Origin of the sequence: Sulfurospirillum diekertiae, from assembly GCF_002309535.1 — a bacterium.
GTDB classification, from domain to species: Bacteria; Campylobacterota; Campylobacteria; order Campylobacterales; family Sulfurospirillaceae; genus Sulfurospirillum; species Sulfurospirillum diekertiae.
In genome coordinates this window covers 788,091-805,533 of the sequence record NZ_CP023275.1, presented here as the reverse complement: position 1 = coordinate 805,533, position 17,443 = coordinate 788,091, and the positions used below count along the sequence as shown (strand labels likewise).

Below are 17,443 nucleotides of genomic sequence, written 5' to 3'. Positions count from 1 at the left end.
TTATCTTTGTACCATAAAAAATTGTTGATCTAAGCCTTCTGGCAAATGCACGCCACCGTTCACCAATTGTATGAGTGAGTTTGACCATAATGGTACACGGGTATCACCTGAGCTTGCTGTATGAAGCACCCCTTGCAATACTTCTAATCCAACCCATTCTAATGGTGGTGTCGTATTGGATGGTGTTTCCAAAGTTTGTATTGTTTCGGCAAAGAAAGGAGAGCGAACGGCTACCCCATTTTCGATATGAGCGATGTTGGGTTCACGAGAAGTTGAAACCGTGGGTGCTAACGTGATCATTAGAACACCATCTACATAATTTAACGTATAGTTACCACTGCTAAGCCTCATAGGTTTAATAACATAAGTTCCTTCCGTGGTAGCCCCTTGAGCGGTGCCACCATAACTAAGAGCACCTCCTAAAACAGCAGCGGTTTCATGGTTTACAAAACCGCTGTAACTCACACCATTTCCACCACTGTAGGCTATGCCATCTTTAGTTTTTGAGGCATTATTGGCAGTTATGGTAAGTGGGGCTTTAATGATGGTTAGGCTTCCTATGGTATTTCCACTCGTGGCCTCCGTGTAGCCGTTTCGTAGGATATCAATGTGAAGATTGCTATAGGTTCCTGCATTGGTATAGCTAGTAACAACATTGCCGCTATTATCTAAAAACGTATAATCCATCCCAACTATCCATGAACTATAGCTTGCACCAAAGAGTGAACTTGCACTCCATAAATCACTTAAGCTGTAAGCGGTTCCTTTGTAGATATTGCTTATATCTGAAAGTGTGTAGTGAAGAGCAGATACCATCGTCCAAGTATGTGCGGCGCTATCCATGCTTAAAGATGGGTTTATGCTTGTGCCTACACCAATATCCCAACCTGCATTATCAAAGGTGCTAAATTGTTGAAGTTCTGCGGTTGTTTTTCCAATGGCACCACTCGTATCCCCACTTCCTATGCCTGTACTGCCACTTTTGTCAGTGTTCCAAAAGCTAGCAGTGATAATTCCATTGTTTTGTCCAACAATCCCACCTATATTAGTACCTATTCCAATCATATTTCCGGTGGCATAAGTATTGGTAATCGTTCCAGAACGTGTAAACATCATCATGACAAAATTATTATTGGCACCTACAAGGCCACCGAGATAATTAGCACCACTCACATTCCCAGTAGCATACGCGTTGGTAATAGTTCCACCATCATTCGTTCCCACAAGTCCACCAAGATAATCCGTTCCACTCACATTCCCGGTAGCATACGCATTTGTGATACTTCCACTATCATTCGTTCCTATAAGCCCACCGAGATGATCCGTTCCATTTACATTTCCAGTAGCGTAAACGTTGGTAATAGCCCCCATTCTATTCATTCCTATAAGTCCACCGAGATGATCCGTTCCATTCACATTTCCAGTAGCATAAGCGTTAGTGATTGTTCCATAGCTAAATCCAACTAATCCACCACTATAAGATTTTCCAGTGATATTGACATTGGTAAGACCAATATTTTTAATCACCGATGCGCCATCTATGTAGCCAAATAATCCAACAAAATCAGTCCCTGGCAAATTGATAGTTAAAGCATCAATCGTATGCCCAAGCCCATCGAAACTTCCTGAAAAGGATGGATATGAATTTCCAATCGGCACAAACCCAGCCCCACTATTCCAAGATGCTGTAGAAGAAGCATCTATATTACTTCCTAAAGCATAATGACCTGAAAGAGAGATGCCTTGGAGTGCAGTAATGTCATTTATGACACTCCAAGTTATTTCACCCCCATCATTTCCCAATTTTGTAAGAAAATTATCTCCTGAGCTTAAATTGATTTGGGTATTGATGTGGTAATTTGAGCTATTTCCAGAAGCAATGGCTCCTTGTCCATAATAAAGTGCTAATTGTCCTTGTGTTGCGGTGATAGCTTGATTGATGAAGATGTCATTTTGAGCAGTTAACGTTAGTTTTTTAGTTGAATTCCAACTAATTGCATCATTGACATAAATATTTCCACTACCAGCAGTCGATCCCGTACTACTGAATATCTCTACATTAGCCGTGGCTAAGTTTACAGCGATTGCAGCTCCTGTAGTATCCCCACCACTTGCGGCTACCGTAAAGTCTGTTGGGTCTATAAGCCATGTATCGGCAGTTACTCTGAAGCTATCAGCGATACTCACCTTATCACCACTGGTTTCAACAAATCCACCTTCAGCTTTTATTTTTCCACTCACTTTTGCTTCACCACCATGAGCAAACAGTTCAACTTTACCTGTGATATCATCAATGGAGTTTGCTTCGATAAGCCCTGTGTTATTCACCACCCCTTTAAGTAATTCATTAACAGCAGCAGTCGTTAAATAAACTTCGCCACCATCAGCATAAATAGCACCTTTATTTTCAACAAGCGCATCTAAAAGACCTTTATTGACCGTAAGACTTACCAGAGAGTTTCCGTTAAGGTTTAACGTAACTTCTTTTGCACCGACGAGCTCAACTTTCCCAAGTGTAGCTCTGATAATCCCTTCGTTTCTGACTTCTTTACCCAATAAGGCAACATAACCTTTATCAAAGACATGTATAGTTCCTTGATTAATAACCGAATCACTACTGTTGCCTTTAAACTGATAATTACCATTCATAAAATCCATATCACTAAGATTCATCGTTGTGGCTACAAGTCCTGCGGTATTGATACTCGCATTTTTAGAGAATAAAACCCCATTGGAGTTTAAGATAAAAACTTCTCCATTGGCAGTTAATGCTCCATCAATAATACTTTTTTCATTACCGACTACTCTATTTAATGTAATGGAAGAGACATTGGGTTGATTAAAGTTGACAGTTTCTGATGGTGCAATAGAGAAGTTATTCCAGTTAATAGCAGCTTTTTGAGTGGATTGGGTAATGGTCGTCACTGCGCCACTCTCAGCTATAGTTGCACTTCCTGCCGTTACAACACCACCGATTGGAGAGGCTTGAAGCAAGGTTGTCGTTGCGATAAAGGCGGATACGATTAAACTTATCTTGCCACCTTTTAAGATATGGAAGCGCGAACCATAGTCACATTGTTGCCAATAAAAAGTGTACATATTTTTTCCACATATTTTTTTGGGATAATCGTACCCAAAAGAAATTATGTTTTAGTTACAAATTAAGATTAAAAAGTATGCATTGGTGTGGATGTTGAGAAAAAAACTGATAAATGCGCATTCAGTAAATATAGCAAAACTTTTTACACAATAAAATTGTATTGTATCTATTTTAAGGCTCGTCCCATAGCAATGGGGTGTTGACTCTCTTTTTTCTCTTTGCTTGACCAATATAGTCCTATAGGATAGTCGCGTTCATCGACTCGAAACCACATATCACCGCTGCCAATGCCATCGTTTTCTTTGGCTCTAGTGTCATTGGCATGTTTTCCTTTGGAGGAGTCTATAACGCGTATTCGGTAAAGATTCCCCTCTTCTAAGAGAGGTTTTTGCTGCACAATCACCACATGTCCCGTATCTTTTTTTTGTAAAGAAGGATCATATTTCCATGCGATAATATCTCCTTCTTCAAGATCTTTAATACGCAAGATTGGCATCCACTCTTTTTGAGAAGAGACGTTTTGTAAACTTTTAAAATAATCATAAAAATTTTGAGCACGTGCATGAGTATGGTGTTTATCGACGGGAAGTACGCTCAAAGACATAGGTGCATTTTTTTGAAGAATATAACAAACAAAACTAGAACAATCCAAACTGTAATACCCTTGCTTTTCATCAATGCGGCTATGGTGATCATAATGCGTTTCATGCATTGTCTCAAAAATTTTCATTGCTTCTTCATATATATTTTGTGAAAGAGATGTTGGTGAAGCAAAGCATTGCACGACACTCAAGCAAAATACAAAGAATATGATAAACCGTTTCATAACTCCTCCAGACTCTTTTGAGTCATTTTCATTAAAATCATGACAGTCAAGGCTATCATCAATGTCTCCATAACGATAAAGAGCTTCAGCATGGTGTTACTAAAAGCATAAGCATCTCCTTTTGAGACAGAAACAACAATATACCAACCATTATAGAGTTCACTAAAGGTCATTAGTTCATGAGAGTCTTCATAAACACCCTCTTTATGTTTCACCATATAATCATACATTGTTTTCAGTTCAGCTGTCTGTTCGGGTAAAGAGAGATTGAGCATTGTTTTGTCTGGATGTAAGAGTATTTTACCCGCAGCATCGATGACATAAGCATACCCCTCTTCAGCGTGAATCGCTTTGATTTTACGGTACAGTTTATTGACATAAAAAGAGGCCGCTACGACGCCTTGTTTTTTGCCATCGACCATTATTACAGGAGAGGCAATGGCAATCGTAAATTGGTTGCTTGCGAATCCCACAAATGGATCAGCAATAAGAGGTTGATCAGCGCTGATTCCACTACTGTACCATGGTCTTGATCTTGGATCATACCAATCTCTTCTCAGTTCTTTAAATGTTTAGGACTTAATATGCCAGAAGTTAATCGCTCAGCAAAGCAGAAAGAGAATCTTAAAACGATTGTTAATGTTATTAGAATTCCTGAAAAAAGTATTCAAGGACATATGAGTTGGGCAACACACCATTTCCAAGATATTGTCTTTACGCGTTTACAAGGCAGAAATCCCTTTAGCAACGACACGGTAAAATATATTGGTTCAAGCAATGATGAAGCATTGAACACAAAAGTCCTTCGTTACAAAGCAGACCCAACCGCAGTGGTTGATTTTGGAAAAGACACAAATCCAACAGAAAACATTGCCCTTCCAATCTTAACGATGCGCGGTATGAATGACCCTATCGCTTTTGTGGAACTTGCAAATACTTGGGAAGAGACGGTTGCAAAAGCGGGACATGCAGGGAATATGGTTCAACTCTACACCAATGACAAAGAACACAGTTACCTGAGTGATGCTCAATATGTGGCTGCTATGAATGCACTTCTTTCATGGGTTGATACTGGTAAAAAACCAACACCAAATGATGTTGAAAAGCAGTGTAAAGCACTCGACCCAAAATGGGATCCAAGCCATGAATGTCGTATTGTGCCTGAGTTTAAACCCTTAGCACTTTCAACGCGCGTTCCAGCACGTTAGCCGTTTTTTAAGGAAGGATTTCATCCTTCCTTTCCTAGAATTTTAAAAGGAGAATTGACGAACATGAATATTTTCATTGGCATTATTGTGCTCGCTAATATCATCTTAATCACTTGGGCTATTATGAATTATAAATATCATTCACAGGCAAAGTAAATGAATGTAGTCTCACTATTCTCTTTTTTAATCACCAAATTCAAAGACATTCCTCTTTAATAATTTCAAAATATTTTACATGTAAGGATTGTATAAATAGTGAAATTTACTTCCAAAAATTCAAACACTAAAGATTATACGGTACATTGATCTCAAGCTTTTTTGTGTCATTAATGGAATAAGTGCAACATGCTCATAAAATTTAAATTTTCGTAGTGATTGCTATCATTGAGGGGTATTAAAGCATCTCACCAACAGGTTTAATCTTGCGATCTCAACTTAAAATTGGATTCTTTAATACACTCCTTATCGCACATAAGATAAAATTGTCAATACCCATAAATCCTATTAATTAATAAAGAGCATGATAAAATACATGTTTATAAGAGGAATAAAACAAAAGGTTTTAAGAACATGAGTGAGAGCAAAGATTTTTTACGTACCATTGTGGAAGAGGACTTACAGTCTGGAAAGTATCATGAAATTATCACCAGGTTTCCTCCAGAACCTAATGGATTCCCGCACATTGGTCATGCTAAGTCTATCTGTATCAATTTTGGCATTGCGCGTGATTATAAAGGGCATTGTAATCTCAGAATGGATGACACAAACCCCACAACCGAAGATATGAAATATGTTGAAGCGCTAAAAGATGCTGTGACATGGCTTGGGTTTGAATGGGCGAATCACGTGCGCTTTGCCTCTGATTATTTTCCTAAAATTTACGACTATGCCGTACAACTGGTCAAAATGGGTAAAGCCTATGTGGACAGCCTCAATGAAGAAGAAATCCGTGAATACCGCGGTACGATCAAAGAAGCAGGTCGTAGAAGTAAATTTGCGCAGCGTAGCATTGAAGAAAATCTTGACCTGTTAGAACGCATGAGAAAAGGTGAGTTTAAAGATGGCGAACACGTTTTACGTGCCAAAATTGACATGAGTGCTGCCAATATGAAAATGCGCGACCCTCTTTTATACCGCATTCGCCATGCACATCATTTTAGAACGGGTGATGAGTGGTGCATCTACCCGATGTACGACTTTGCGCACTGCTTGTCCGACTACATCGAAGGTGTGACGCACTCTATCTGTACGTTAGAGTTTGAAAACAACCGTGAGATTTATGACTGGGTTTTAGATGAACTCGAATTAAAACTCCCTCGCCCTTACCAATATGAGTTTGCACGTCTGGGCATCAACTATACGGTGATGAGCAAACGAAAACTCTTAGAACTCGTTAATGGTAGTTATGTCAATGGCTGGGATGACCCTCGCCTTCCGACCATTGCAGGCTACAAACGAAGAGGCTACACCCCTGAATCCATCTTGAATTTCTGCGATCAAATTGGTATTGCCAAAGCAAACTCCATGGTCGATGTAGCGCAACTTGAATTTTGCATCAGAGACGATCTCAATCAAAAAGTACCTCGTGTGATGTGTGTGCTTGATCCGCTTAAAGTCACCATCGAAAATTATGACGGCGTTGAAGAGATTGATGCTTCTTATTACCCGCATGATGTCCCTAAAGAGGGCTCACGTAAACTGCCTTTCTCACGGGAAATTTACATTGAGAGAGATGATTTTATGGAGAATCCTCCAGCAGGCTATTACCGTCTGACACCTGAGCAATCCGTGCGTTTGAAACATGCGTATATTCTTACATGTAAAGAGGTTATCAAAGACGCTAGTGGCAACATTGTAGAACTCAAAGCGGAGTATCATCCCAACTCCAAAAGTGGTGAAGACACCAGTGGGATTAAAACAAAAAGTGCTATTCACTGGGTCAGTGCAAAGCATGCCAAAAAAGTCGAAGTCAGGCTTTATGAGCGGTTGTATTCGAGTGATGCCCCTGATGGCTTAGAAGATCTCAATCCTGATTCTTTACATGTCATCACAAATGCCTTTGTTGAACCTGCCGTGATTACCGAAAAACCTGATGTTAGATTTCAGTTTGAAAGACAAGGGTATTTTTACGCAGACCCCGTTGATTACACCGATGCAAAGCCTGTCTTTAACAAAATTGTAGGGCTTAAAGACTCATGGGCTAAAAAGGTTGAAGCAACCGAATCTACCCCTAAACCTGAGGCTAAAAAGCTCCCTATCGTAGAAGGTGAAGTAGCGCCTATGAGCGAAGCGGAGCAAGCACTTTTTACGAAGTACACAAAAACGTTTGGGCTTAATCATGAAGTAGCCAATATTTTAGCGCGCGATACACAACTCTCTTCTTTTTATGAAGAGACGCTCTCTTACATCCATAGTCCTATAAGCCTTGCGAATAGTGTCGCCAATGAAGTGGCAAGAGAACTCAAAAGTGCTAGTGTATTAAACTTTAGCGCCAAAGAGATCGCCGAACTTGTCACCATGATCGATGAAGGAACAATTTCCACTAAAATTGCCAAACAAGTCTTTGAAGAGATGGCAAAATCGGGAGAACATCCAAAAGCCATCGTTGAAACAAAAGGATTGACACAAATCAGCGATCCTGCGAAATTAAAGCCAATGATTGAAGAAGTCATCGCCAAAAACTCTGAGAGTGTCGCAAAATATAAAGCAGGCAATACCAATCTTTTTGGCTTTTTTGTGGGACAAGTTCTCAAAAAAAGCGGTGGCAAAGCAAACCCAACCGTCGTGAATGAACTGGTAGCAGAGAAATTAAAAAATGGTTAGATTTGCACCCACTCCTAGCGCAGATTTAAGTATAGAATCCTTACGAATCGCACTGTTTAATTACATGTATGCTATTCAAACCAAGGACTCTATGGTGGTACGCATTGAAGATAGGGACAAAAAGCAGAACATCGAAGGCAAAGACCAAGACATCCTTGATATGCTTAATCTTTTTGGTATTTCTTACACGCAACTGTATTACCAAAGTCAAAATTTTAAATACCATCTTCAATTTGCCTCCACGCTTTTAGACACAAAAAAAGCGTTTATCTGTTTTTGCAGTGAAAAAGAACTTGAGATAAAACGAGAAAAAGCCAAATCAGAGGGTAAAACGTACTGTTACGATGGAACGTGTGAGCACTTAAGCAGCGAAGAGATTTTAAACAATCCCAAGCCGTTTGTTATCCGTATGAAAAAACCAGAAGTAGCTATTTCGTTTACCGATACAATTCAAGGAAAGATTAGCCTTGAACCTGATGTGGTTGACGCTTTTGTGATGATGCAAGCGGATAAATATCCGACCTATAACTTTGCCTGTGCGTGCGATGATATGCTTCAAGGTATCTCGTACATCATCCGAAGCGAAGATCATCTCTTTGATACACCACGACAAGAGTTCATACGTAAAAGTTTGGGTTACGACCAAGAAATTCAATACGCTCACGTGCCAAGCATCCTTAACGATGAGGGGCAAAAAATGAGTGCATTTGATGATACGTCAAGCGTGAAATGGCTTTTAGATCAAGGTTTTATGCCGGAAGCGATTTTAAACTATCTGATTCTTTTGAGTCACCCTACTCCGTGTGAAATTTTTACTCTCCAAGAAGCGATAACATGGTTTGACCTCAAGGCAATTTCCAAAGCTCCTGCGCGTTTTGACATTGAAAAACTTCGCTTGATTAACCGTGAGCACATCAAACGTATCCCCGATATGGAGCTTTCTAAACGTATCGGTTATGCTTGTGACAACATTGGAAAGCTGGCAAAACTTTTCACCGAAGAGGTAAGTACCACGCGTGCAATCAAGCAAAAAGTTGATGCTATTTTTGCCAAAAAATCGTTTCATGCAGCGTTTGAAAAAGAGAGTAAACTTTTACAAGAGTTGATTTTACAAGCACCTTATTTTGAGAAATTTGATGAATTTCAAACATATCTCATCGAAAAAAGCGGCATCAAAGGAGAACCTTTCTTTAAACCGCTTCGTTTTTGGCTGAGTGGCGCAGATAATAGCCCTGAGCTTGTTTTATTGTATCCACTGATTAAAACCTATCTGAAGGAGATTGTTAGATGATCGTTTTAGCAACACTTATTGAAGCTTTTGCCACTATTTTGCATACCTTGATTAATATCTACATTTGGGTGGTGATTATTGCAGCACTCATTACCTTTGTACGCCCTGACCCGTACAATCCGATTGTGCAGATCCTTTTTCGGCTCACAAACCCAGTGTATGCGTTTATTCGTAAACTGGTTCCAACGTTAATTGGTGGTATCGACCTTGCGCCTCTCATTGTGATTTTAGCACTTCAATTTATAGACCTGTTCGCAGTTAAACTTTTGTTCGCACTTGCCAATGTTTTATAAATTACTGATTGGACTTTTCCTCTGCCTTTGCGTCTGTGTCGATCTTTTTGCTGAAGAAGCTGTGAATTTTAGTTTTTTTGCTGATAAACCACGAAGCCTTGCCAAAGATTTTTATATTTACGAATACCTTCAACGTGATGAGACAACTCCCAAAGAAGCCAAAGCGCTCTTTGGGATGGTCCACACGATGAACATCCGTTTTTTCCATCTTTTCGCTAAAAAAATGGATAATCTAGAATACAAAAAGATCTCAAAGTGTATTGATCTTGACATCAATTCATTAATGAAAGAAGATGATGAATGCCTTAATATCGGCATCAACACTGCCAAAATCACTTCGCTTCCTAAAAGCCAACTGAAACTCATTAAACCTCGTCTAAAACACAATAAAGAGCTTGTTAATCTCATTACATTGATGGAAAGTGATGATGTTTATGAAGTAGCACTGAACAGTGGTGAAAACACATTTTTAAGCCTTTTCAATGGAAGTATTTCATCGTACAAGATGGCTATTTTTAACCAACAGCTCATTCCCCAAGCTCAGATAGATAGGCTTTCGAACTCGCCAAAATTTAACCAATTCGTGTATAGCACCGTCCAAAACGATAAACTTGACACTGTCCAAAAATCACTTTTACATGTAAATCCATCTTTACATGTAAACGCTAAATCACTTTTTTATCTGGGACTTAATGCCCTCAAATACCAAGAAAAAGAGCAAGCTCTCCACTTTTTTGAACTCTCAAATGAGCGGGCTACGAGAGGTGAAGAAAAAGACAAAGCCCTCTTTTGGCAATATTTAGTGACCAAAGATAGCCACTTTTTAGAGCGTATCATACACGATAGTGACATTAATATGTACGCTCTCTACGCCTATGAAAAATTGGATCGTCCTGTGCAGAACATTGTATCGCCTGTACTCGAAGGAACGCACCCAACATTTAATATCAGTGATCCTTTTGCATGGCCAAAAGTTATGAACAGAGTCTATAAAATGAGTGCTGAAGAAGTTGAAGCCTTAGCGCAAAGCTTTAAATATGCCAATACCTTACCGCATTACAGCTATTTGATGGAACGTGTCACGCACTATACAAAAAGCTATTACCCTATTCCTTATCCTGAAGAGCTGAGCACTTACTCAATACACCGCCAAGCGTTGATGCTTGCTATCGCGCGTCAAGAGAGTCGTTTTATTCCCTCTGTTGTCTCCACGTCATATGCTCTAGGAATGATGCAGTTTATGCCATTTGTGGCACGGGATATTGCTAAAAAAGAGAAACTTGAAGAGTTTTCCATCTCCAATATGTTCGACCCTCGTATTGCGTATCTTTTTGGAAATATTCACCTCAATTTCTTAGAAAAAAGCTTGTACCATCCTCTTTTTGTGGCTTATGCCTACAATGGTGGCATGGGATTTACCAAAAAACATCTGCAAGGTGGAGCGTTTTCTCAAGGGGAATATGAACCATTTTGGAGCATGGAGACGATGAATAACGAAGAGAGTCGCGAGTACGGTAAAAAGGTGCTTGCAAATTATGTGGTCTATCGCCACCTTTTAGGTGACGATGTCTCTATTAGTAATCTTTTTGAAAATTTGTTGTCACCCTCTTTGACTGATCGTTTTCGAAACTAAATTCCATTTTAATCTGTTCTGTTTTAGGCGCTTGGACTAGCACATAGTTGGTCCAAGCATTGGTACTTGAAACAAGCTTGAGGAGCGGCGCTTCTTGGGGTAGAGGTGTCACGGTGAGATTTTCATCTGATCCATTGACTTTAAAACCACCAAGTGTCACTTTTTCAAAAGAGCCATCCCCCGTCGCCATATACGTACCGACAATAAATTTTTCACTCTCTTGTGTAATTAATTCATGGCTGATCGGGTTTAAATAGGTAATCGTCACATACGTCTTCGATGTTTCAGAATTTTTGATCTCAATTTTTTTAGAGTTGAACATCCCATAATCCATCAATTTTTCATGTTGATCATCGGCTAACTTTGTAGCACATCCTTGCAGTATTAAAACAACCAAAACCATCAAACCATATCGCATTATTGCTCTCCATCTTCAGCTCTTATTCTTCGCATCTCATCAAAAGCTAAATCTTTTTTTGCTATTATTACTATGATAATAACATAAAAAGCAGGAAAAAATGAAATCCTTAGCCGTTGCTTTTACAGGACCATCGGATAGCGGAAAAACAACGCTGATCCTCAAAGTCGCCAATATTCTGAAATCTGAATATACTCTAGCTATCATTAAAAATGACCCAAGTGATAAAGCTATTTTTGATGTTGAGGGTAAAGATAGTTGGAAATTTGCCCAAACAGGAGCTGAAGTCGTCGTCACCTCTCCCACGCGTACCACACTCTTTTCAAAACACCCCAAAAGTTTAGATGAGATTATCTCCTTGCTTGGCGATTTTGATTTTTTATTGGTTGAAGGCCTCAAGACCCTCCCACTCCCTCGCATTGCTATTTTTCGTAACAAACTGAATGTAGACTATTTTGACTGTTCCGATGCCATTGCCGTTGATGAGAGTGTGACATTAAGTGACTACGCGATCCCCTCACATATTGCGATTTTAGATTTAAATAACCCCGAGCAAGTCGTTGCTTGGATACAAAAAAATGCCAAAAAGGTCAAATAATATGCAAGAAATTTATGAAGCAATCAAGCGCTCAGCAAAGCGCATCAGAGAGGCCATTGAGTTTGATGACACAGGATATTCTGAGAATATTAACTCCACAGGCGACACACAGCTTAAATTAGACATTAAAAGCGATCTTATCATCGAAGAAGAGTTTGCAAAAGTTGCCTCGATTAAAGAGATTGTCAGTGAAGAGAAAGAAGGTAAAACCCCTTTACATGTAAACGGGATTTACGGTGTGGGATACGACCCATTGGATGGTTCTAGCCTTGTCGATGTTAATCTGAGTGTTGGTTCCATCTTTGGCATCTACGAAGGTGGCTATGAGGGAAAACACCTTAAAGCAGCGGTGTATGTTGTCTATGGACCACGTGTTGAGCTCGTGATCGCGCAAGAAGATGTCAAGATGTACCGTTTAAATAAAGCGGGGGAATTCGTTTTCATTAAAGAAATTAAGCTCAAAGAAAAAGGTAAACTCAACGCACCTGGTGCAACCCAAATGGGCTGGGAGCCAAAACACAAAGCAATGATTGATGCCATTTTTGCAGATGGCTACCGTTTACGTTACTCTGGCGGTATGGTACCCGATTTGCATCAGATTCTTCTCAAAGGTGGCGGACTCTTCTCTTACCCTGCAACGAGTGACGTACCCAAAGGTAAACTCCGTATGATTTTTGAAGTCTTCCCTTTTGCATTTGTCTATGAAAAAGCGGGTGGTGCGGCGATCAACGGAAAACGTAGAATTTTAGAGCTGGCACCATCACATCCTCATGACACCACACCATGCTTCTTTGGCTCGCATGCAGAGATAGAACGTGTTCGGAAGTGCTATGAGTAGTGAAACGAGTGACATTTACGAACAAGATTTGCAAGAAAAAAAAGCACTCTTGCAAGTGTGTCAACAAGACAAAAATCTTGTGACCTGTAGTGACTGTGAAAAAATGTTTGAATGTGAAACCCGCAAAACCTATGTGAAAGCCGTTTACGAGAGTATGGCTAAAGGACAAGGTGGCGGCTTTGAGTTTTAACAATACAATGAATCAATTTTAATTAGGAAAAACGATGTCCCAAAAAGCTTACATTACCACTCCCATCTACTATGTTAACGATGTTCCGCATATCGGACATGCGTATACAACGATTATTGCCGATACGATGGCACGCTATTACCGCCTTAAAGGGTATGAGACATTTTTCTTAACCGGAACCGATGAACATGGTCAAAAAATCGAAGAAGCTGCTAAATTACGTAATAAAACACCTCAAGCATATGCTGATGAGATCAGTGGCAAATTTCGTGCTCTTTGGGATGAGTTTGAGATCAGTTATGATAAATTTATCCGTACCACCGATGCCGATCATAAAGCGGGTGTGCAAAAAGCATTTCAAGTCATGTTTGACAAAGGCGACATTTACAAAGGTGAATACGAAGGACATTATTGTGTCAGTTGTGAAACCTTTTTTACCGACACGCAACTGGTCGATGAAGATAAATGCCCAGATTGTGGCAAACTTACACGCTTAGTGAAAGAGGAGAGTTACTTCTTTAAACTTTCCAAATACCAAGAAGACCTCATTAAATGGTACAACAGCGATGAAAAATGTGTCCTTCCCAAAGGTAAGAAAAACGAAGTGATCAGCTTTGTCAAACAAGGACTTCGTGATCTTTCCATTACACGCACTAGCTTTGATTGGGGTGTGAAACTCCCTGCTTCTATGAACGATGACAAACACGTCATGTACGTTTGGTTGGACGCGCTTTTAAACTACGCAACTGCTCTTGGATATGGTACTGATGAAAAAAATATGGCATTTTGGCCTGCGACCATTCATTTAGTTGGAAAAGATATTCTTCGTTTCCATGCTATTTACTGGCCAGCGTTTTTGATGAGCCTTGGGTTGGCTTTGCCAAAACACGTTGCGGCACACGGTTGGTGGACACGCAATGGCGAGAAGATGAGTAAAAGTAAAGGCAATGTCGTTAATCCCAAAGAGGTCGCTGATGCTTATGGGTTAGAGAATTTTAGATACTTTATGCTGCGTGAAGTACCGTTTGGACAAGATGGCGACTTCAGCCAAAAAGCCTTGATGGATCGTATCAACTCTGATCTTGGAAATGAACTGGGAAACCTGCTCAACCGCATCATCGGAATGAGTGGCAAATACAGCAATGGTGTGGTTAACTCCAAAGATATCAGTACCTTTCATGAGAGTGAACTAAACGCCGTCGATGAAATTTTGAAAAACGTGGAAAGCAACCTTTTAGAACTTCAAACGAACCGTTACCTTGAAGAGCTTTGGAAAGCCCTTAGTATCGCTAACCAAGCCATTACCGTGCATGAGCCATGGGTGAAAATGAAAGAGGGAAAAACCGAACAAGCTTTAGCACTTGTGGCACTTGTCTCCAATATTTTGGCACGCGTGACTGTTCTTTTACACCCTGTGATGCCTAAAACGACCACAACAATCGCCAAAGCAATGGGCTTTGAGATCAACACAGCAAACTTTGATAAACTGGTTGTTCGTAAAGACTTTTTGGATGAATTTACGATTGAGAAAGTGCCACCCCTCTTCCCTCGTATTGAAGAAGAATTGATGGCACAACCTACCGCTCCCGTAGCACCAGTAGTAGAAGCGCAACCTTCAAAAAGCACTAAAAAAGAGCATAAAGCAGAATCCATCATTACGATTGATCAATTTTTCGAAACGTCTTTAAAAGTGGGAACCATTTTGGAAGCGAGTATTTTAGAGGGAAGCGATCGCCTTTTAAAACTCAAAGTTGATTTGGGTGAAGCTGTGCCTAGACAAATTGTTGCGGGTATTCGTGAATATTATTCCCCTGAAGAGCTTGTGGGTACGCAAGTCTGTGTGGTTGCCAATCTCAAACCTGCCACCATTAAAGGGCTACTCAGCCAAGGCATGCTTTTAGCGGCAAAAGATAAAGAAGGTCTTTGCCTTGTTCGTCCAGAACGTCCTCGCCAAAGCGGCGCTTCGATTGGATGAAAATAGATAACTTTGTACGCATCATTGATGGGAAGCTTGCGACTCTGCCTCCCATTGATGCGTTTGCCTCTATTTCGCTTGAGAGTTCGCGTGTCTCTCATGGCGATCTTTTCATAGACACCACTGCTTCACGCGAATCTATCCATCAAGCGCTGAATAAAGGGGCTTATGCCATTGTCACGACGCTTCCTTTTTTGAATGAAGATGACGAATGTGCATGGATCGAAGTCGCTTCTATAGAGCAGATGTTTATCAAGCTTCTACGTTATACTATTACGCAAAAATCACTCAATATTGTGCTACTTTCACCCGTACAAGAAGCGCTTTTGGAGATGATTCATGTCCCTAAAACGATCAAGCGTTTGCGCGGTGATCTTTTTAGTATTGCTAAAATATTACTCAATGCAAAAGAGGAAGAGCATTTTTCTCTCAGTGATAGCATCCTTGTGCAAAAAATTGCTCCCGTTGCCCACCGTGTAGAAAATGCTTTACATGTAAAACCTCTCATTGTTTCCAAAGGACTTTTCCTCTCTTCCTTTTGGCATCAAGAGCGCTACCTCTACGAGCAAAAAATTCCTTCGATTTTTGTGGAAGAGTTCCTCTGTTTACTTCAGTTTTGTGATACCCATGAAATTACTTATAATTTAGAGCATTTAGGGTTTTGTGAACATTTTTATCCGCAGTTTGTCACCCATGCACTCTGTAAAAAAGAGTTTGGCGCTAGCGACAAAGTGCTGATTTTCGAGCCTACATTTTCTTTATTGCCTTCATTACTGAGTTATATGCAAACCATGATCGAAAGCTCTTATATGATTCTCGCTTTACCGAAACAACTCCAACAAAGCATTGCTTTCGAAGGAGAAACGTTTCTGTTTGAAACGATTGAAGAGCTCTCAATCTTAGCGCAAAAATCATTTGCATATGCTCTGATTTTAGGAGACAAAGAGAGCTATGAGTCCCTATTTGTTAAATCATTTACGATCCAACCAAGCCTATTTTAAAAGGAGATTTGCATGCTACTGATTGAAAATGAGTTCAACATTGCTTTACATGTAAAGATGCTGGAGCAGATTTGTGAAGAACATACCCCAAAAGAAGTTGAGCTTCTTATTATTGATGGGCAGAGTATGCAAGAGCTTAATTTGGCGCATCGTGGCATAGACAAAACCACGGATGTCCTCAGCTTTCCCATTGATGACTTTCCTCATGCCCCGCTAGGTTCAATCGTTATCAATCATGAATTGGCGGCACAAAAAGCTAAAGAGCTTGGACATAGTGTGGAAGAAGAGATTACCCTTTTGTTTATTCACGGAATGCTTCATCTTTTAGGTTTTGACCATGAAATTGATCACGGAGAAATGCGTGTTAAAGAAGAGGAGTGGATTAAGCAGTACAATCTACCTGCCAGCTTAATCGTGAGAACAGAGGAGTAACCTATGGTCACCATTGGTATTGTTATCTTCCCAAACGTCGAAGAGCTTGATTTTGTAGCACCTTTTGAGGTACTAAGTTACGTTAACAAAGTACAGCCTAACAGCACACAAGTGCTTTTAATTGCTCCCAGTTTAGAGCCTGTACATGCCTTCAATGGTTTGAGAATTTTGCCTGATATGACATTTGAAACCTGCCCTACTTTAGATGTTCTACTTTTCCCAGGCGGAAAAGGGCGCATGATATGGATGAAAGAGACTTCCATGCAAAACTTTATCCAAAAACACTCCAAAGAGGTGACCTACTTAACATCAGTCTGTACAGGAGCATTTTTTCTTGCAGAAGCGGGAATGCTTAAAGGGAAAGAAGCAACTACCTATCACACTGCTTTTGATGAATTAGCCGCTTATGGTGTCAATGTTCTCTCTTCCAAAGTAGTCCGAGATGGAAAGATGATTACTGCTGCTGGTGTAAGCTCTGGTTTGGAGCTAGGCTTTTATCTTTTACGAGAACTCTTTGGCGCACCTATAGCACAAGAGGTTGCAGAAAAAATAGAATACACCATCGATATTATGCGTCTCTAACTCTTTACATGTAAAGATCTTTTTCCCTATAGGATTGTTTTGTTTTTTAAAGATACCTCTCATTATGCGAGGTATCTAACATGATTATCGACGACCGTCTTCACCGCCATGCATGTCCCTACCTTCGCCACCTTCATGCATTTCCATGCCATGTCCACCATGTCTGCCACTATCATGGTCACCATAATAGGGTCGCCACCAACATCCACTCAACATGATTGCCATCATCATGCAA

Annotated in this window: 17 protein-coding genes; 12 read left to right on the top strand and 5 right to left on the bottom strand. The window is 40.1% G+C overall.

The features are described from left to right. From SJPD1_RS04120 to SJPD1_RS04110, 3 genes are all read right to left on the bottom strand, one after another. The gene (locus SJPD1_RS04120) at positions 1-3,099 is read right to left on the bottom strand and encodes a two-partner secretion domain-containing protein (protein ID WP_096046087.1); all 3,099 of its coding nucleotides are present in this window, start codon (positions 3,097-3,099) and stop codon (positions 1-3) included. A 167-nt stretch (positions 3,100-3,266) separates the two neighbouring features. Beyond that, positions 3,267-3,926 (bottom strand): hypothetical protein, encoded by a 660-nt coding sequence (locus SJPD1_RS04115; protein ID WP_096046086.1) that lies wholly within the window; start codon positions 3,924-3,926, stop codon positions 3,267-3,269. Continuing rightward, on the bottom strand, positions 3,923-4,414 hold the full coding sequence (locus SJPD1_RS04110) for a PDC sensor domain-containing protein (RefSeq protein WP_245391481.1): 492 nt from the start codon (positions 4,412-4,414) through the stop codon (positions 3,923-3,925). The genes SJPD1_RS04115 and SJPD1_RS04110 overlap by 4 nt, the downstream gene beginning before the upstream one ends. 96 nt (positions 4,415-4,510) lie before the next feature. Here SJPD1_RS04110 and SJPD1_RS04105 point away from each other — a divergent pair, with 96 nt between their 5' ends. From SJPD1_RS04105 to SJPD1_RS04085, 5 genes are all read left to right on the top strand, one after another. Then, the gene (locus SJPD1_RS04105) at positions 4,511-5,134 is read left to right on the top strand and encodes a hypothetical protein (protein ID WP_096046084.1); all 624 of its coding nucleotides are present in this window, start codon (positions 4,511-4,513) and stop codon (positions 5,132-5,134) included. Positions 5,135-5,704: 570 nt separating this feature from the next. Further along, on the top strand, positions 5,705-7,957 hold the full coding sequence (locus SJPD1_RS04100; protein ID WP_096046083.1) for a glutamine--tRNA ligase/YqeY domain fusion protein: 2,253 nt from the start codon (positions 5,705-5,707) through the stop codon (positions 7,955-7,957). Beyond that, positions 7,950-9,248 (top strand): glutamate--tRNA ligase, encoded by a 1,299-nt coding sequence (gltX, locus tag SJPD1_RS04095; RefSeq protein ID WP_096046082.1) that lies wholly within the window; start codon positions 7,950-7,952, stop codon positions 9,246-9,248. Before SJPD1_RS04100 ends, gltX begins: the two co-directional genes overlap by 8 nt. Further along, positions 9,245-9,541 carry a YggT family protein gene (locus tag SJPD1_RS04090; protein ID WP_087438001.1) on the top strand — a complete coding sequence of 99 codons (297 nt, stop codon included), beginning with the start codon at positions 9,245-9,247 and terminating at the stop codon, positions 9,539-9,541. The genes gltX and SJPD1_RS04090 overlap by 4 nt, the downstream gene beginning before the upstream one ends. Beyond that, positions 9,531-11,174 carry a lytic transglycosylase domain-containing protein gene (locus SJPD1_RS04085; RefSeq protein ID WP_096046081.1) on the top strand — a complete coding sequence of 548 codons (1,644 nt, stop codon included), beginning with the start codon at positions 9,531-9,533 and terminating at the stop codon, positions 11,172-11,174. The genes SJPD1_RS04090 and SJPD1_RS04085 overlap by 11 nt, the downstream gene beginning before the upstream one ends. Here the strand turns inward: SJPD1_RS04085 and SJPD1_RS04080 are convergent. Further along, a complete protein-coding gene (locus tag SJPD1_RS04080; protein WP_096046080.1) occupies positions 11,116-11,592 on the bottom strand; it encodes a hypothetical protein in 477 nt (158 codons plus the stop codon). The two genes, SJPD1_RS04085 and SJPD1_RS04080, sit on opposite strands and share 59 nt — an antisense overlap. 100 nt (positions 11,593-11,692) lie before the next feature. On the opposite strand from SJPD1_RS04080, the gene mobB reads away from it, so the two are divergent. The 7 genes from mobB to SJPD1_RS04045 are packed head-to-tail and all read left to right on the top strand — an operon-like array spanning position 11,693 to position 17,208. After that, positions 11,693-12,190 (top strand): molybdopterin-guanine dinucleotide biosynthesis protein B, encoded by a 498-nt coding sequence (gene mobB, locus SJPD1_RS04075; RefSeq protein ID WP_096046079.1) that lies wholly within the window; start codon positions 11,693-11,695, stop codon positions 12,188-12,190. 1 nt (position 12,191) lies between these two features. Next, positions 12,192-13,028, top strand: coding sequence for a class 1 fructose-bisphosphatase (locus SJPD1_RS04070; RefSeq protein ID WP_096046078.1), 837 nt, complete (start codon positions 12,192-12,194; stop codon positions 13,026-13,028). Next, entirely contained in the window at positions 13,021-13,218 is a 198-nt protein-coding gene (locus tag SJPD1_RS04065) for a hypothetical protein (protein WP_096046077.1), read from the top strand. Before SJPD1_RS04070 ends, SJPD1_RS04065 begins: the two co-directional genes overlap by 8 nt. Before the next feature lie 34 nt (positions 13,219-13,252). Further along, positions 13,253-15,193: a methionine--tRNA ligase gene (gene metG, locus SJPD1_RS04060; RefSeq protein WP_096046076.1), complete on the top strand. Its 1,941-nt coding sequence runs from the start codon at positions 13,253-13,255 to the stop codon at positions 15,191-15,193. Then, a complete protein-coding gene (locus SJPD1_RS04055) occupies positions 15,190-16,194 on the top strand; it encodes a hypothetical protein (RefSeq protein ID WP_096046075.1) in 1,005 nt (334 codons plus the stop codon). Before metG ends, SJPD1_RS04055 begins: the two co-directional genes overlap by 4 nt. 12 nt (positions 16,195-16,206) lie before the next feature. Further along, positions 16,207-16,626 carry an rRNA maturation RNase YbeY gene (ybeY, locus tag SJPD1_RS04050; protein ID WP_096046074.1) on the top strand — a complete coding sequence of 140 codons (420 nt, stop codon included), beginning with the start codon at positions 16,207-16,209 and terminating at the stop codon, positions 16,624-16,626. A 3-nt stretch (positions 16,627-16,629) separates the two neighbouring features. Beyond that, positions 16,630-17,208 (top strand): DJ-1/PfpI family protein, encoded by a 579-nt coding sequence (locus SJPD1_RS04045; protein ID WP_096046073.1) that lies wholly within the window; start codon positions 16,630-16,632, stop codon positions 17,206-17,208. Positions 17,209-17,292: 84 nt separating this feature from the next. On the opposite strand, the gene SJPD1_RS14495 is transcribed toward SJPD1_RS04045, so the two are convergent. Continuing rightward, complete coding sequence (locus tag SJPD1_RS14495) at positions 17,293-17,436, bottom strand: hypothetical protein (protein ID WP_168171298.1); 144 nt, start codon at positions 17,434-17,436, stop codon at positions 17,293-17,295. Positions 17,437-17,443 lie beyond the last annotated feature (7 nt).

Bases quoted from the DNA above. Each gene is read 5' to 3' on its own strand.
- mobB (WP_096046079.1), top strand. From the start codon at position 11,693: ATGAAATCCTTAGCCGTTGCTTTTACAGGACCATCGGATAGCGGAAAA.
- SJPD1_RS04055 (WP_096046075.1), top strand. From the start codon at position 15,190: ATGAAAATAGATAACTTTGTACGCATCATTGATGGGAAGCTTGCGACT.
- SJPD1_RS04115 (WP_096046086.1), bottom strand. From the start codon at position 3,926: ATGAAACGGTTTATCATATTCTTTGTATTTTGCTTGAGTGTCGTGCAA.
- SJPD1_RS04105 (WP_096046084.1), top strand. From the start codon at position 4,511: ATGCCAGAAGTTAATCGCTCAGCAAAGCAGAAAGAGAATCTTAAAACG.
- ybeY (WP_096046074.1), top strand. From the start codon at position 16,207: ATGCTACTGATTGAAAATGAGTTCAACATTGCTTTACATGTAAAGATG.
- SJPD1_RS04065 (WP_096046077.1), top strand. From the start codon at position 13,021: ATGAGTAGTGAAACGAGTGACATTTACGAACAAGATTTGCAAGAAAAA.
- gltX (WP_096046082.1), top strand. From the start codon at position 7,950: ATGGTTAGATTTGCACCCACTCCTAGCGCAGATTTAAGTATAGAATCC.
- SJPD1_RS04070 (WP_096046078.1), top strand. From the start codon at position 12,192: ATGCAAGAAATTTATGAAGCAATCAAGCGCTCAGCAAAGCGCATCAGA.
- SJPD1_RS04080 (WP_096046080.1), bottom strand. From the start codon at position 11,592: ATGCGATATGGTTTGATGGTTTTGGTTGTTTTAATACTGCAAGGATGT.
- SJPD1_RS14495 (WP_168171298.1), bottom strand. From the start codon at position 17,436: ATGATGGCAATCATGTTGAGTGGATGTTGGTGGCGACCCTATTATGGT.
- SJPD1_RS04120 (WP_096046087.1), bottom strand. From the start codon at position 3,099: ATGTACACTTTTTATTGGCAACAATGTGACTATGGTTCGCGCTTCCAT.
- SJPD1_RS04085 (WP_096046081.1), top strand. From the start codon at position 9,531: ATGTTTTATAAATTACTGATTGGACTTTTCCTCTGCCTTTGCGTCTGT.
- SJPD1_RS04045 (WP_096046073.1), top strand. From the start codon at position 16,630: ATGGTCACCATTGGTATTGTTATCTTCCCAAACGTCGAAGAGCTTGAT.
- SJPD1_RS04090 (WP_087438001.1), top strand. From the start codon at position 9,245: ATGATCGTTTTAGCAACACTTATTGAAGCTTTTGCCACTATTTTGCAT.
- metG (WP_096046076.1), top strand. From the start codon at position 13,253: ATGTCCCAAAAAGCTTACATTACCACTCCCATCTACTATGTTAACGAT.
- SJPD1_RS04100 (WP_096046083.1), top strand. From the start codon at position 5,705: ATGAGTGAGAGCAAAGATTTTTTACGTACCATTGTGGAAGAGGACTTA.